Annotated in this window: 7 protein-coding genes; 6 read left to right on the top strand and 1 reads right to left on the bottom strand. The window is 70.1% G+C overall.

Translation table 11 applies throughout. From position 1 onward, the window contains the following. The first annotated feature begins 229 nt into the window (after positions 1–229). The 5 genes from CLT74_RS04395 (at position 230) to CLT74_RS04375 (ending at position 11,717) form a co-directional block, all read left to right on the top strand. Positions 230–7,651 carry an amino acid adenylation domain-containing protein gene (locus CLT74_RS04395; protein ID WP_486581977.1) on the top strand — a complete coding sequence of 2,474 codons (7,422 nt, stop codon included), beginning with the start codon at positions 230–232 and terminating at the stop codon, positions 7,649–7,651. Beyond that, complete coding sequence (locus CLT74_RS04390) at positions 7,648–8,862, top strand: FAD-dependent monooxygenase (protein ID WP_099845387.1); 1,215 nt, start codon at positions 7,648–7,650, stop codon at positions 8,860–8,862. Before CLT74_RS04395 ends, CLT74_RS04390 begins: the two co-directional genes overlap by 4 nt. Next, on the top strand, positions 8,859–10,271 hold the full coding sequence (locus tag CLT74_RS04385; protein ID WP_099845386.1) for a phthiocerol/phthiodiolone dimycocerosyl transferase family protein: 1,413 nt from the start codon (positions 8,859–8,861) through the stop codon (positions 10,269–10,271). The genes CLT74_RS04390 and CLT74_RS04385 overlap by 4 nt, the downstream gene beginning before the upstream one ends. Then, entirely contained in the window at positions 10,268–11,158 is an 891-nt protein-coding gene (locus CLT74_RS04380) for an SDR family oxidoreductase (RefSeq protein WP_099845385.1), read from the top strand. Before CLT74_RS04385 ends, CLT74_RS04380 begins: the two co-directional genes overlap by 4 nt. A gap of 73 nt (positions 11,159–11,231) precedes the next feature. Continuing rightward, positions 11,232–11,717: a nuclear transport factor 2 family protein gene (locus CLT74_RS04375; RefSeq protein ID WP_199172099.1), complete on the top strand. Its 486-nt coding sequence runs from the start codon at positions 11,232–11,234 to the stop codon at positions 11,715–11,717. Positions 11,718–11,802: 85 nt separating this feature from the next. Here CLT74_RS04375 and CLT74_RS04370 read toward each other — a convergent pair whose 3' ends face one another. Then, positions 11,803–13,209 (bottom strand): glycoside hydrolase family 62 protein, encoded by a 1,407-nt coding sequence (locus CLT74_RS04370; RefSeq protein WP_099845383.1) that lies wholly within the window; start codon positions 13,207–13,209, stop codon positions 11,803–11,805. Between the two features lie 297 nt (positions 13,210–13,506). Between CLT74_RS04370 and CLT74_RS04365 the strand changes: the two genes are divergently transcribed. Then, complete coding sequence (locus CLT74_RS04365) at positions 13,507–15,234, top strand: cellulose binding domain-containing protein (RefSeq protein WP_099845382.1); 1,728 nt, start codon at positions 13,507–13,509, stop codon at positions 15,232–15,234. Positions 15,235–15,240: the final 6 nt, after the last annotated feature.

The following is a 15,240-nucleotide window of genomic DNA, read 5'->3' as shown; positions in this document are numbered from 1 at the left end:
CGACACGGCGCCGCCGCCCGGTTACGCTGCCTCGGAGTGATCAACGGGACAGGCGATGGCGCAGGAGAGAACGCCACGCCAGGGATTTCGCCACACGTACGCCAGGAACAGCCGCCAGAAACAGGCGGCTGACGTCACCCGGCCTCCATAGCCGCTCGACTCGTGCGTAGCGGCCAGTTTCGACCGCAGCGACACCATTCTGCACGCTCGGCGCCGGCCACGATCTCGAATGCCGGCTCCGGCCCGGGTCTGTGCGGTGGCGAGCGGAAAGGTGACCATGACCAATTCAGACCGTACGCCGCTAACCACTTACCAATCAGACATCTGGGTAGCGAGTCGATTGTCCCCGAACCTTCCACAATTCAACGTGTGTGGGTGGGAACAGTTTGTCGGCCCCCTCGACCACGGCCTCCTGCTCAGCCTCCTGCGACAGGCCATAGCCGCGAACGACGCACTGCGATTACGCTTCGACGAGGAGGACGGGCTGCCCTTCCAGTGGGTGGAGCCGGAGCAGGCGGTGGTCGAGACCCACGATTTCCGTGGCGCCCCCGACCCCCACCAGACGTGCCATTCCTGGATGGCGCAGGCATTCTCCCGGCCCTTCGAGCTGCACCGCAACCGGCTGTACCGGGTGGCCGTGCTGCGCGAGAGCGACTCCGTGTCGTACGCGTACCTCAACGCCCACCACCTGGTCACCGATGGTTGGGGCGCCCGGTTGCTGCTGCGTCAGGTCTGCGCCGGGTACGCGGCGGCCGTCGCGGAATCGGCGCCCACCGCAGCCCACACGGGAGCGGCTCCCGTGGCAGCCGTCGCGGGGACGGCTGCCACGGCGGGCCGGCGTCGCTCCTACCTGGATCTGGCGCGGGACCTGGCCGACTACGCCGGATCCGTCCAGCGCAACCGGGACGTCGAACACTTCCGCGCCTGCCTCGGCGGGATCACCCCGGCGTTGTTCGCCAATCGGGCCACCGGCCGCTACCGGACCGCCCGGCACAGCTTTCCGGTGCAGCGGGATCTGATCGACCGGATCCGAGCCACGGGGCAGTCACCGTTCACCGTCTTCGCGGCGGCCCTCGCGGTCCAACTCGGCCGGATCCACCGCACCGAACAGGTTGTGCTCGGCGTGCCGGTGCTCAACCGGAGCACGTACGCGCAGCGGCAGACAGTCGGCCACGTCGCCAACGAACTGCCGGTGCCGGTCGCGGTTCCCGGCACCGGAACCATGCCCGAATTGGTGGCCGAGTTGCAGCGGACCCTGCGCTCGATGCGGGCCCACCAACGGCTGTCCCGGGGCGAACTGCTACGCGAGGTCGTCGCACCCCACGGGTTCCGTCAACTCTACGACGTGACCCTCTCCTGGCTGCGCTGGCCGCGTCCCGAGTCGATCCCGGGGATCAGCCACCGCACGGTGGGTGCCAGTCGGGTGGCGGAGCAGAACGCCCTGGCCGTACTCGTCAACGAGTACGACGACGGTGCGTTGACTGTCGATCTCGACTACTCCTGTGACGTGTTCGACGGGGACTTCACTATCGAAGCGTTCGGCCGGCACCTGCTGACGCTCATCGGCAACGCGATCGACCGGCCCGACGAGCCCCTCGCCCGGATCCCGATGCTCACCGACGCCGAGCTCGACAGGGTCACCGGGGCGCACGGCGACAACGTCGTGGACCATCCGACCGAGGCGACCCTGCACAGCCTGTTCGAGGAGCAGGCTGCCCGGACTCCCGACCGGGTCGCCGTGGTGGTGGACGGTGCCGGCGAGACGCTCAGCTACGCCGACCTCGACGCGCGAGCGAACCAGGTGGCGCAGGCGCTGCGTGCCGACGGCGTCGGCCGCGACGACCGGGTGGCCATCCTGGCCGAACGGGGAGCGCCGCTGCTCGCCGGGATCCTCGGCATCCTGAAGGCGGGTGGGGCGTACGTGCCGATCGACCCGGACCACCCGCCTGCCCGGACCCGGTACCTGCTGGCCGACAGCGGCGCGAAGGTGCTGCTGACCGCCGGTGCGCACGTGGCTCGGCAGCACACCGGCGGGGATGCCGTCCCTGGTCTGACCGTGCGTTGCCTCGACACGCTGGGCAGCTATCCGAGCGACCCGGTCGAACCGCTGGCCCGGGCCACCGACCTCGCTTACGTCATCTACACCTCAGGATCGACAGGCGATCCCAAGGGAGTGATCGTCGAACACCGTTCGGTGGTCAACCGGCTGGCCTGGATGCAGCGCCGCTACCCCCTGCACGCCGACGACGTGCTGGTGCAGAAGACCCCGATCTCGTTCGACGTGTCGGTGTGGGAGCTGTTCTGGTGGGCGTTCGCGGGCGCCCGGCTCGTCCTGCCGCGTCCCGGGGCGCACCGTGACCCCCGCACGCTGTTGACCGCCGTGGCGCGGCACGGCGTGACGGTCATCCACTTCGTGCCGTCGATGCTGGGGCCCTTCCTCGACCTGCTGGCCCAGGCGCCCGACCTGCGTCGGCAGGCCGACCCACTCCGGCTGGTCTTCGCCAGCGGCGAGGAACTGCCCGCCCGACGGGTCGACCAGTTCCACAGGTTGTTCCACAGGCCGTCCAACGCCGACCCCACCACCGGCGCCCGACTGGTCAACCTGTACGGGCCGACCGAGGCCACAGTCGACGTCACGTACCACGAGTGCCACCCCGATCCGGACCGGCCGACGCGGCGGGTGCCGATCGGCCGCCCGATCGACAACGTCCGGCTCTACGTGCTCGGCCGCGACGACCAGCCGCAGCCGGTGGGCGTCCCCGGTGAACTCTGCGTCGCCGGGGTCGCTGTCGCCCGGGGCTACCTGGGACGCGCCGGGGCCGGCGAGGCGGGGACCGACGGGACGGCACCGACCGCCGCCCGGTTCGTCACCGACCCGGTACGTGGCGCGGGTCGGATGTACCGCACCGGTGACCTCGCACGGTGGCTCGCCGACGGCAGCCTCGACTATCTCGGCCGCCTCGACGGGCAGGTGAAGATCCGGGGCAACCGCGTCGAGCCCGGCGAGGTCCAGCAGGTGCTGGCCGGTTACCCGGGGATCCGCGACACGGCGGTCGTCGCCCGCACCTCCCCCGGTCGGGACACCCACCTGGTCGGCTACTACGTGGCGGATGCGGATCTGGACCCGGTACGGCTACGCGGCCACCTGCTGCGCCACCTGCCGGACTTCATGGTGCCCGCGTTCTTCGACAGGCTGGATCGGCTGCCCCTCACCCCGAACGGCAAGCTCGACGTGGCGGCGTTGCCCGCCCCCGGGGCACCGTCGCCTCAGGGGCGGGAGCAGGAGCCCCGCGACGAGGTGGAGCGGACGCTCGCCACGATCTGGGCACGGGTGCTGGGCCTGCCGTCGGTCGGCATCCACCAGGATTACCACGCCATCGGCGGTGACTCGATCCTGGCGTTGCGGATCCGGGCCGAGGCGGAGCGGCACGGCCTGCACTTCGCCCTCGCCGACCTGGCCGAACAGTCGACGATCGCGGCGTTGGCGAAGTGTGCACGCCGCGCTGCGCCGGGCGACCCTTCGCCTGCCACGCCGGCTGCCGAAGGCCCGTTCACGCTCGTGTCCGCGCTCGACCGGGCGCGGCTCGGTGACGCGGAGGACGCCTGCCCCGCCACCGCGCTCCAGCTCGGGCTGCTCTACCACAGCAGCGAGCACGAGGCAGCCACCGCCTATCACGACGTCTTCCGCTACTCGGTCCGGATGCCGTGGCACGAGGAGGCGTTCCGCACCGCGTACGGCCGGCTCGTCGCCCGGCACCCGGGCCTGCGATGCGCCTTCGACGTGGGTGGCTCCACCGAACCGCTGCAGATCGTGCACGCCCGGGTCACCGGCGGACTCGACATCGCCGATCTGCGTACCCTCGATCCCGCTGCCGCCCGCGCCGAGGTGCTGGCGCACATGCGACAACGGCGCCACCACAGGTACGCCTTCGACAAGCCGCCGCTGTTCCTGTTCCGGGCGCACCTGCTGCCGTCCGGTGTGGTCGATCTGGTGTTCAGCTTCCACCACGTGCTCCTGGACGGTTGGAGCGTCGCCACTGTCGTCGGTGACCTGTTCCGCGACTATCTGCACCTGATCGGTGCCGGAGTCGAGGCGGTCGTCGACACGGCGCTGCCCGGCCTGGCCGCGTACGTCGTCGAGGAACGCCGCGCGCTCGCCTCGACGTCGGCCCGGCAGTTCTGGGCCGACCGGCTCGACGGCGCCGAACTGGCCCAGCTCGACGGTTTCCGGCAGTACGAGCCGCCGGGCGACGACGAGTCGCCGGGGTACGTGGTAGGGCTGCCGGTGAGCCTGGAGCAGCGGGTACGGGCCTTCGCCCAGGATCACGGACTACCGCTGAAGTCGGTGTTCCTCGCCGCCTACTGCCTGACCCTGCGGTTGTACTCGAATGTCCCGGACGTGACCGTCGGGCTGGTCACCCACGGCCGTCCCGAGCGGGCCGGGGCGGAGCGGCTGGCCGGCCTCTTTCTCAACACGGTGCCGCTGCGGCTGCGGCCCGGGCACTCCTCCTGGCTGGAGTCGGTCCGGGAGGTACACCGGGGGGAACAGGAGTGCCAGCCGCACCGGCGTTACCCGTTGCACGCCATCCAGCAAGACCGGGGCGGCCGGCCGGTGTTCGAGTTGGCCTTCAACTACGTGCACATGCACGTCCTGGCGCCGCTGCTCAACCTTCCCACGATCGAACCGCTCGGTTTCGACGCCTGGGAGGAGACCAACTTCGCGCTGCTGCTGAACGTGTTCGTCCACCCGGCGGAGCAGCGCATCTCGCTCCGGATCGACGCGGACCGCCGGACGTTCACCCGAGCACAGACCGAGCTGATCGGTGACACGTACCTGCGGATCCTCGGCCGGATGGCCGACGAACCGGACGCCGCACCGGACTTCGGGTTCCTGGCCCCGGCCACGCCGGTGCTCACGGCCGGGTCGGTCACGACCGGGACGGGTAGCGACGTCGTCCGCCGCCTCGCCGGTCAGGTACGACGCGCGCCGGACGCCGTGGCGGTGGCCGCCGGCACCCGTCGGTGGACGTACGCGCGGTTGCAGCAGCAGGTCGACCGGATCGCGTCCGCGCTGGTCCACGCCGGGGTGCGTCCGGGTGACCTGGTCGGGATCGCGGTGGGCCGCTCCCCCGAGATGATCGCGTCGGTCTACGGCGTCGTCCGCGCCGGCGCGGCCTGCCTGCCGCTGGACGTCACCTACCCGCCGGAGCGGATCGCGGCGATGATCAACCAGGCGCGACCGGTCCGGGTCGTCGCCGACCGGTCGCACGCCGAACTGCTTGGCGCACCCGGGACCGTGCTCGTCGTGGAGGATCTCCTCGCGCCGTCACGGGTCGACACACCGGCCCCGCTGCCCAACAGTCGCCCGGACGACCTGCTCTACGTGCTCTTCACCTCCGGTTCCACGGGCGTGCCGAAGGCGGTGGCGATGTCCCACGCCGCCTTCGACAACCATCAGATGTGGCAGACGGAGGCGGTCAGCGCGGCGGCCGGTGGCGTCACCCTCCAGTTCGCGCCGCTCAGCTTCGACGTGTCGTTCCAGGAAATCTTCACCACGATCAGTGCTGGCGGCACGCTCCAGATCGTGGAGGAGCGGCAACGGCGGGACACCTCGGAGTTGCTGCGCCTGCTCGACCGGGAATCCGTCGAGCGGGTCGTCCTGCCGTACGTGGTACTCCAGCAACTGGCCGAGGCCGCGGTGGCGCTCGGGATCCACCCCCGTGCGCTGCGGGTGGTGATCTCGTCGGGGGAACAGCTGCGGGTGACCGACGAGATCCGCCGGTTCGTCGCGGCCCTGCCGGCCGGCGCGGTGCTGGAGAACCAGTACGGACCCACCGAAACCCACGTCGTCACCGCGTACCCGATGACCGGCGACCCGGAGCGTTTCCCGAATCTGCCCCCGATCGGGTCGCCGATTCGCGGGGTCGACCTCTACCTGTTGGACGAACGGATGCGTCCGGTGCCGACCGGGGTCGCCGGGGAGCTGTACCTCGGTGGCGTCCAGGTGGCGCGGGGCTACCACCGGCAGCCCGGGCTTACCGGTCAACGGTTCGTGCCCAACCCGTTCGGCCCGCCCGGTGAGCGGATCTACCGCACCGGCGACCTGGCCCGGGTGCTCCCCAACGGCGACCTGGTCTGGCTCGGGCGGACCGACACCCAGACCAAGATCCGGGGGTTCCGGGTGGAACCGCTCGAAACCGAGATGGCGATCATGAAGCTTGCGGCGCACCACCCGGGTATCCGCGAGGCCGCGGTGGTGGCTCGACGCCGGGACGGCACCGACGCCTTCCTGACCGCCTTCCTCGTCGGCGAACCGACGCGGGTCGATCTCAGCGACCTGCGCCGGCGGCTGCGGGAGTCGCTGCCCGAGCACCTGGTGCCCACTTACCTCCACTGGCTGCCGGAGATGCCGCTGACCCCGAGCGGTAAACGCGACGACGGTCGCCTGCGCGAGCTTCCCTTGTCCGTGCAGAACGCGCGGCCGACAGCACCCCGCAACCGGTACGAGCGGGTCCTCGCGGAGATCGCCGCCGAGTTGCTCCACCTGCCGCAGGTCGACGTCGAGCACAACCTGTTCGAGTTGGGCGCCACGTCGCTCACCGCGATGCGCCTGGTCACGCTCATCGAGAAGCGGTACGGCGTCGCCGTGCCCGTCGCCGCCTTCGTCACCGCCCCGACCGTGTCCAACCTCGCCACGCTGCTGCGGGCGGGCGGCGCCGATCCGATGTCGGTCGACCCGGTCGTGCCGATCCGCACCGGTGGTGAGCGGCCGCCGCTGTTCCTCGTGCACCCGATCGGCGGCAACGTGCTGTGTTACCTCCCCCTCGCCCGGCATCTGCCTCGGGAACAGCCTGTCCACGCGCTCCAGGCGGCGGGGATCAGCGCCGGGACGGAGCCGCTACGATCCGTGCCGGCGCTGGCGGCCAGCTACCTCGCGGCGATCCGCCGGGTCCAGCCGACCGGGCCGTACACGATCGGTGGCTGGTCGTTCGGTGGTGTGGTGGCTTTCGAGATGGCCCGGCAGCTCAACCTCGCGGCCCGCCGGCTCGACGCCGCCGCAGCCGGTCCGGTCGAGCAGTTGATCCTGATCGACCCCATCGCCCGGGGCGGCGACGACCCGGTGCCGGTCACCGACGACGTGTTGCTCGACTGGTTCTTCTGGGAGCTGATGCCGCTCGATCTGGACCGGCCGGTGCTGGAGCCGATTCCGTCGAATCTGGCGTCGCCGACGGAGCGGCTGGACTTCGTCGCCCGCCGGGCCGGCACCGCCGGAGTGCTCCGTCCGGGCGACTCGCCAGCGGCGGTACGGCGGCTGTTCGAGGTGTTCAAGGCCAACTGGGAGGCGATCATCGCCTACCGTCCCGGGGTCATCGACCAGGACATCACCCTGCTGCGCGCCTCCGATCCGCTGCCACCCCTGCTCAAACCCATGCACGACATCGCCGGGTCGCTGCACCTCGACCCGCGCAACGGATGGGGGGAGCTGACCACGGGCCGGCTCGACGTGATCGACGTGCCCGGTGACCATCTGGCCCTGATGGACCCGCCACACGTGGTGGACGTGGCCCACCGGATCGCCGAGCTGCTGGCCGGCTCGTCCGCGCCAGCGACCGGTCGGACCGGATCCAGCCCGGTCGGCGGCCGACGATGACGGCTGCGGAGAACGGGGCCCGAGGTCCGGCGCGACGGCGCACCAAGGCACTCATCATCGGCGCGGGCATCGGCGGGTTGGCGGCAGCCGCCACCCTGCGTCGCGTCGGTGTCGATGTGGAGATCTACGAGGGCGCCGGTGACCTGCGGCCCGGCGGATCGGCGCTGTCGCTGAGCGCCAACGCACGCGTCGCGCTGCGCACCCTCGACCTCGACCTCGACGTGGAGCGACGGGGCCGGGTCTACCCGGCGCTGCGGCTGTGCACCGCCACCGGCGAGCCGATCAGGACCGTGCCGTTCGCGCGCCTCGGCGACCGACTCGGGGCGCAGAACGTCGCCATCCATCGCGCCGAGCTGCATCAGGCGCTGCTCGCCGCCGCCGGCGACCCACAGGTGCGGCTCGGTGCCACCGCCCGGCGGTTCCAGGTGACCGATGATCGCGTCCGGGTCGAGTTCCACGACGGGCGGACCGCCGAGGGTGACCTGCTCATCGGTGCCGACGGATTCCATTCGGTCGTGCGCCGGCAGGTGGCCGGACCCGAGGTGCCCCGCGAGCCCGGCTACGTCTGCTGGCTCGCGACTGTCGCGCTGCGGCACCCGAGGATCCGGGACGGCTACGCCGCCCACTACTGGGGACGGGGTCAGCGGTTCGGCCTGGTACAGCTCGACGGCGACCGGGTCTACTGGTGGGGCACGTTGAACATGGCGGCGGCCGCGGCCCGCGACTGGCGCGGCGGCAAGGCCGAGATCGAGCGGGCGTACGCCGGCTGGGCCGAGGAGGTTCGGGCCACTGTCGCCCGGACGCCGGAGTCGGCGATCATCAGCGTGCCGGCCCGGGACCGGCCGTTCCTCGAACGGTGGGGCGATGGGCCGGTGACGCTGCTCGGTGACGCGGCGCACCCGATGTTGCCGAGCCTCGGCCAGGGCGCGGCGCTGGCCATCGAGGACGCCGTCGTGCTCGCCCACTGCCTACGGCAGGCGGTCGACAGGTCCACGGCCCTGCGTCGCTACGAGAGCGCACGCCGCGAGCGGACCCGCTGGATGGTCCGGGAAGCGCACTCGCTCAGTCGGGTCGAGCAGTTCGCCCACCCGCTCGCCGACCTGGCCCGTCGCCTCTATCTACGCTGGCTGCCCGACCGTCTCCTCGACCGTCGCAACGAGATCGCCCTCACCTTCCCCGGTGTCCCGGAACCGACGGTGACAGCACGATGATCGCGCCGCCGACCGAGGTGCGACGGGCATTGAGCCCGCTCGAACGCTGGTACTGGATCGCCGACCAGGTGTCACCGCTCAACGTCGTCGCCCGCGTCCGGGTACGCGGCCCGCTGCCGGCCACGCTGCTCCGCGCCGCGTTGCACCGCCTGCGCCGACGGCATCCGCTGTTGCGGGTGGCGATCGCCGCCGACCCGGACGGGCGAACCCCCCGGTTCGTGCCGACCGGACAGCCGATACCGCTGCACCAGGTGCGCGACGACCAACCGGTGCCGGCGGATGTCGCAGCCGACCGTGAGACAGGCTGGGTACGGCGGGTCAACGACCACGAACTGGTCGACCGGATCGACTGGCGCAGCGGACCGTTGTGCCGGGCGGTGGTGCTCACCCGGTCCCCCGGCACCGGCCCGCCCGACGAAGAGGTGCACGACCTGCTGCTGACCATGCCGCACTGCGTGGCCGACGGCACGACAGTGCTGTCCCTGCTACGGCAGTGGATCGAACTGGCCGGTCAGGCGTACTCCGCCGGCCAGTCAGCGCGTGAGGCGGACACGTCGGGTGAGCCGGCGCTGCCCGCCTGCGAGGCGATGTTCCCCCGCCGGTACCGGGGCGTGGCCGGCGCACTGCGGCTGCGGTGGCTGCTGGCCCGGGATCTGTACCGGGTGCACCGTCACCGCCCGGCCCGGGTCGTGCCGAGCCGCTTCGTGCCGTTCACCGAGCGGCGCACCCGGCTGATCGCCCGCAGCCTCACCGCGGAGCAGGTCGAGGCACTGGTGGCGGCCTGTCGCCGGGAGGGGACCACGGTGCACGGTGCGCTCGCGGCCGCGATGGTGCTGGCCGTCGCCGCTGAGGCCGGCTCGCCGGGACACGTGGCGATCGGTTCACCGGTCACCTTCCGCGACGCGCTGGAGCCCGCCGTGTCCGAACGGGCCGTGGGGGCGTACGTCGCCACCGTGCCGACCGTCGTCAGATACCGTCCAGGGCTGTCTCTCTGGCAGCTCGCCCGCTCGATCAGCGACGATCTCGCGGTCCGTCGCCGGGCGGGCAGCCACTTCGCCATTGTCGACCTGGTCGGCCTCACCGGTCCGGAGTCGGTCGCCGCCAGCGGTCGGTTCATCGAGATGATGGAACGCAGCGGGCCGGTGAACCTGTGCCTGTCCAACATCGGCAGGTATGACTTCCCCGAGCGGATCGGCAGGTGGCGGCTCTCCGGCGCCCAGTTCGTCGCCGGCCTCTCCGTGTGCGGCTACCTCGTGTCCACCGCGAACACCAGTCACGGGCGGCTCTTCTGGAACTTCACGTACGTGCCCGACGCGTTGCCCGAGCACCGGGCGGCCAGCCTGGTGCAGGCGAGCGTCGACGCGGTGCTCGCCACGATCGACTGCCGGCCGGCGGGGAGCCGACAGTGAGCCGGCGGGCAGGGCGGATCACGCCGACGGGTCGCACCGTGGTGGTCACCGGGGCGTCGTCCGGTCTCGGCAGGGACGCGGCGCTGCACCTGGAGCGGATCGGTTTCCAGGTCTTCGCCGGGGTACGCGCCACAGCCGACGGCGAGCGGCTGCTCGCGAGGTCCTCGGCCGGCCGACTGCATCCGCTGCGCGTCGACGTGACCGATCCGGACCAGATCCGGCAGGCGGTGGACGAGGTGGCCCGGCAGCTCGGCGGCGTCGGGCTCTGGGGCCTGGTGAACAATGCCGGCGTCGTCCAACCCGGCCCGTTGGAGTGTCTGCCCGGTGAGCAGCTCCGGCGGCAGTTCGAGACGAACGTGATCGGGCAGGTCGAGACGATCCAGGGGTACCTGCCACTGCTGCGGGCGGCCCGGGGCCGGATCGTGAACGTCACCTCGGGACTCGGCCGGGTCGCGTTGCCGTACCTGGGCGCGTACGCGGCGGCACAGTTCGCCAAGGAGGCGATCAGCGACAGCCTGCGGCGCGAGTTGCGGCCGTTCGGGGTCACGGTCTCGGTGGTACAGCCGGGTGCGATCCGTACGCCGATCTGGGCGAAGCTCGACCGGGCCGGTGCGGAACTCATCGACGGTGTGCCGGAGCCGACCGCGTCGTTGTACCGGGATCCGTTCCGGGCCTTCCTGCACCGCAACGCGCGCCAGGTGCAGCGCAGCAGGACCACGTCCCAGCAGTACGCCCGGACGGTGGCCCGTGCCCTCACCGCGGCCCGACCGAGGACCCGGTACCCGGTCGGCTCCGACGTACGTCTCGCGAGCCTGGCGGCCCGGCTGCTGCCGGACAGCCTGATCGATCGGAACCTCGCCGCGCTCGTCCGGCCCCGCGACGGCTGACCCCACCACCTCGGAGCCGAGCATCTCGAAACCGAACCTGATCCGCGACGACCGACATCGAGAGGTGACCACCGTGGAGACCGATCAGCAGAGCCGGGCGCGATCGCAGGCGCTGTTCGCCCGCAATCTCGACTACATCAGCGAGGGACGGATCCGCGAGTGGGTGGATCTGTTCGACTCGGAAGGAGTGCTGGAGTTCCCGTACCCGCCACCGGGCGTCGCGCCCCGGTTCGTCGGGCACCACGAGCTGTACGAGCACATGAAGGACTTTCCGAAGCAGTTCGATGTCCGCTTCTCCGGCCTGGTCTTCCACGAGACCACTGATCCCGACCTGGTCATCGCCGAGTTCGTGGGCCACGGCCGGGGTGTGGTCACCAAACGACAGTTCCATCAAGTCTACATCTCGGTGGTCCGTTTCCGGAACGGCAGGATCGTCCACTTCAGGGACTTCTGGAATCCGCTGGTGACGATCCGCACCGCCGCCACTGTCGGCCACGTGTGGCGCGGTCTCGTCGACCTGGTGCGGAAGCGGCGACCGGATCCGTCCAGTCACCCCTGAGGTGGCCGGGTCGGAGTCGCCGTGGCGATCCGACAGGGCGAGGCGTGGTCCGGACACCCGGAGGTGTCCGGACCACGCGACCCGCTCAGCGTTGCAGAGTGAGCAGGCCGGGACGGTACGGCAGCAGGCCGTAGTCACCGCCGGAGTTGGGGGAGCGTCCCTGGTAGAGCAGTTGCAGGTTGCAGGGGTCCACGGTCATCGTCTGGTCGGCGTTGGACCGGATCAACTCGCCGTGGCTGATGTCGTTGGTCCAGGTCGCGCCGCTGTTGGCCTTACCCGCGAACGGGTTGCTCTCGCTGGCCGCCTGCGGGGTCCACGACCCGCCCAGGCTGGTCGCGGTGAACGACCGGAAGTAACGACCCTGCGAACCGATCGCCTCGACCAGCATCAGGTACCGCTGCTGACCCTGAAGCTTGTACACCTGCACACCCTCGAACAGGTTGTTCGTGGTGTCAGTCATGATCGTCGTGTAGTTCGACCCGAAGCTGCCCGGGAAGTTCCCGATCGGCATGCTCGCCCGGTAGATCCGACCGTTGTCACCAGCGAAGAACAGGTACATGTTCTGGTCATCACCGATCAACGCCTGATCGATCGGACCAGTACCCGAATTCGAGATCGACCCCGTGAACAACGTCTGATGCGCCGACCAGCTGTTCACATTCGCCGGGTTCGTCGACGTCCGGTACGAGAACGCCGGACCACCCCACTGGTACGCCAACACCCACACGTTACGCGGAGCGAAGTAGAACAACGACGGCGCGACAGCCGAGAACGGCATCTGGTTCTGACTTGCCGAACCCATCTGGTTCCAGTTCGAGAACAACCCGAAGTTCATCGAACCCCACGACGTACCCGTGTCATGCGTGGTCGCGTACACCAGATGCTGACCGTTGTACGGCGCATGCGTGAAGTCCTTCAACGACACCCAACCCGACCTCGGCTGCGCCAACGCACCCGTCGACGACCACCGGTACGACGACGGCAGATTGCAGGTGCCGGTCGGCGGCGGCGTCGTTGGTGGGGTGGTGGTCGGTGGTGGGGTGGTGGGTGTGGGGGGTGGGGTGGTGGGTGTGACGCCGCCGGTGCAGGCCACTCCGTTGAGCGCGAAGTTGGTCGGGACGGGGTTGCTGCTGGTCCAGGAGCCGTTGAAGCCGAACGAGGTGGTGCCGTTCGTGGGGATGCTGCCGTTGTAGCTGACGTTCCTGGCGGTGACGGCGGCGCCGCTCTGGGTCAGCGTGGTGTTCCACGCCTGCGTGACGGTCTGCCCGGCGCCGAACGACCAGGTCAACGTCCAACTGGTCACCGGGTCACCGAGATTGGTGATGGTGACGTTGGCACCGAAGCCACCCTGCCACTGCGAGGACACCGCGTAGTTCACCGAACAGCCCGCCGCCGCCGCGCCGGCTGGCAGTGCCACGGTCAGCGCCGTCGAAGCCAGCAACGCGACGCCGATTGACGCCAGAGTTGCATTGACTGATCTAGATCTGGACATAGGGCATCCTCCCGGAGGGGTGGCAGATACACATTGGCGATCGTCGGTGTTAGGTGAACGTTAACAGCTGCGTCGTGTATATTACGGGAGCGCTCCCACGCCCTCAAGTGCCGATCGGGCTCCATCGATTGCCCGGTTGACGTTTGCGCTGGCGAACGTGGTCAGCCACCGCCAGCCCAGGTGCGCAGGGAGGGCGCTCGGCACGGGCGGATCCGGCAGGTGAACGTTCTCAAGCACACGGCGACGGATGACGCACCACCGACTCAACCCACACCACTCCTGAAGGGCACATCAGCGATGAGACGGGTGACGAGAAGGAAACTCAAAGTCAATGCCGCACGGATATCGGCCGGTGCCGTGCTGCTGGCATCGGCCGCGGTCGCCGTGGCACTGCCAGCCGGCGCGGCGGCGGCGGGCTGTTCGGTGAACTACGCGGTGTCCTCGCAGTGGCAGGGTGGCTTCGGTGCCAACGTCACCATCACCAATCTCGGTGACCCGGTGACCAGTTGGACGTTGACCTGGTCGTTCGGCGCCGGGCAGACCGTCACGCAGGCGTGGAACACCACGCTGACCCAGAGCGGCGCCGCCGTCACCGCCAGGAACGTCAGCTACAACGGCAGCATCCCCACGAACGGCACCACCTCGTTCGGCTTCAACGGCTCCTGGACCAGCAGCAACCCCGTCCCGACCAACTTCGCGCTCAACGGAGTGGCCTGCACCGGCGGCGTCACACCCACCACCCCACCCCCCACACCCACCACCCCACCACCGACCACCACCCCACCGCCGACCGGGCCGGCGGACATCACGGTCAACAGCGCCACCCGCTACCAGACGATCGACGGGTTCGGGGCCGCGACCTCGATCTGGGGCAACGGCACCTGGTCGACAGCCGAGACGCAGACGCTTGTCGGCCTGGGCGCCAACCAGCTGGGCCTGTCGATCGTGCGGACCGGCATCTCACCGGAGTCCGGTGAATGGCCGGTCCACGTGAACGCCCTGCGGACGGCCAAGTCGTACGGGTCCGATGTGAAGATCCTCGCCTCGCCGTGGACGGCACCGGCGGCCTGGAAGACGAACAACAGCCGGGTCAACGGCGGCAAGCTGAGGACCGACTACTACGACGACTACGCGAACCACCTGAACAGCTACGTCCAGCAGATGCGCAATCAGGGCATCACGATCGATGTCACCTCGGTGCAGAACGAACCGGACTGGCACCCGGACTACGACTCCATGGACTGGAGCGGCACCGAGCTGCGCAACTTCGTACGCGACCACGGCAGCCGGGTGCAGAACACCAGGCTGATGGTCGCCGAGGCGGTCAACCTCAACTACACCTACACCGATCCGACCCTCAACGATGCGACCGCCCGCAACAACATCGGCTACATCGGCGGTCACCTGTACGGCACCGAGCAGTCCGGGCGCCTACGGTCCTACCCCTTGGCCGACCAGCACAACAAGCCGGTCTGGATGACCGAGTGGAACCTGCACGCCGCCGACGGCAACGGTTCCAACATCTGGGGCAACCCCAGCAACCAGACGGTCTGGAACGAGACGCTCGACGACATCATGCGTACCGTGCACCGGTCGATGGAGGCGAACTGGACCGCCTACGTGTGGTGGTACGGCAAGCGCTACTACTCCTTCATCGGCGACGGCGAGGCGGCCTTCGGCACCACCGCCGGCACCCCGCTCAAGCGCGGGTACGCCTTCTCGCAGTACGCCAAGTACGTCCGCCCCGGCCACCAGCGGGTCGCCCTGACGAAGAGCGCCAAGGCCGCACCGTTGGAGGTGACCGCCTACACCGGCGGCGGGAAGACCACCCTGGTGATCCTGAACCGTTCGACGAGCGCGGTCAACAATGCCGTGATCCAGGTGCCGCAGAACGTCACCCGGGCCGAGCACTACCTCACCTCGCAGAACGCCAACGCGGCCAGTCAGCCGGTGAGCGTCAACGGCGGACAGGTCTCCGTCAACGTCGGCGCACGCAGCATCTCCACGGTCGTCCTCACCCCCTGACCGGTC

The organism is Verrucosispora sp. CNZ293 (assembly GCF_002754655.1).
The sequence above is the reverse complement of the archived record's forward strand: the minus strand, read 5'-3'. Positions and strand labels throughout refer to the sequence as shown.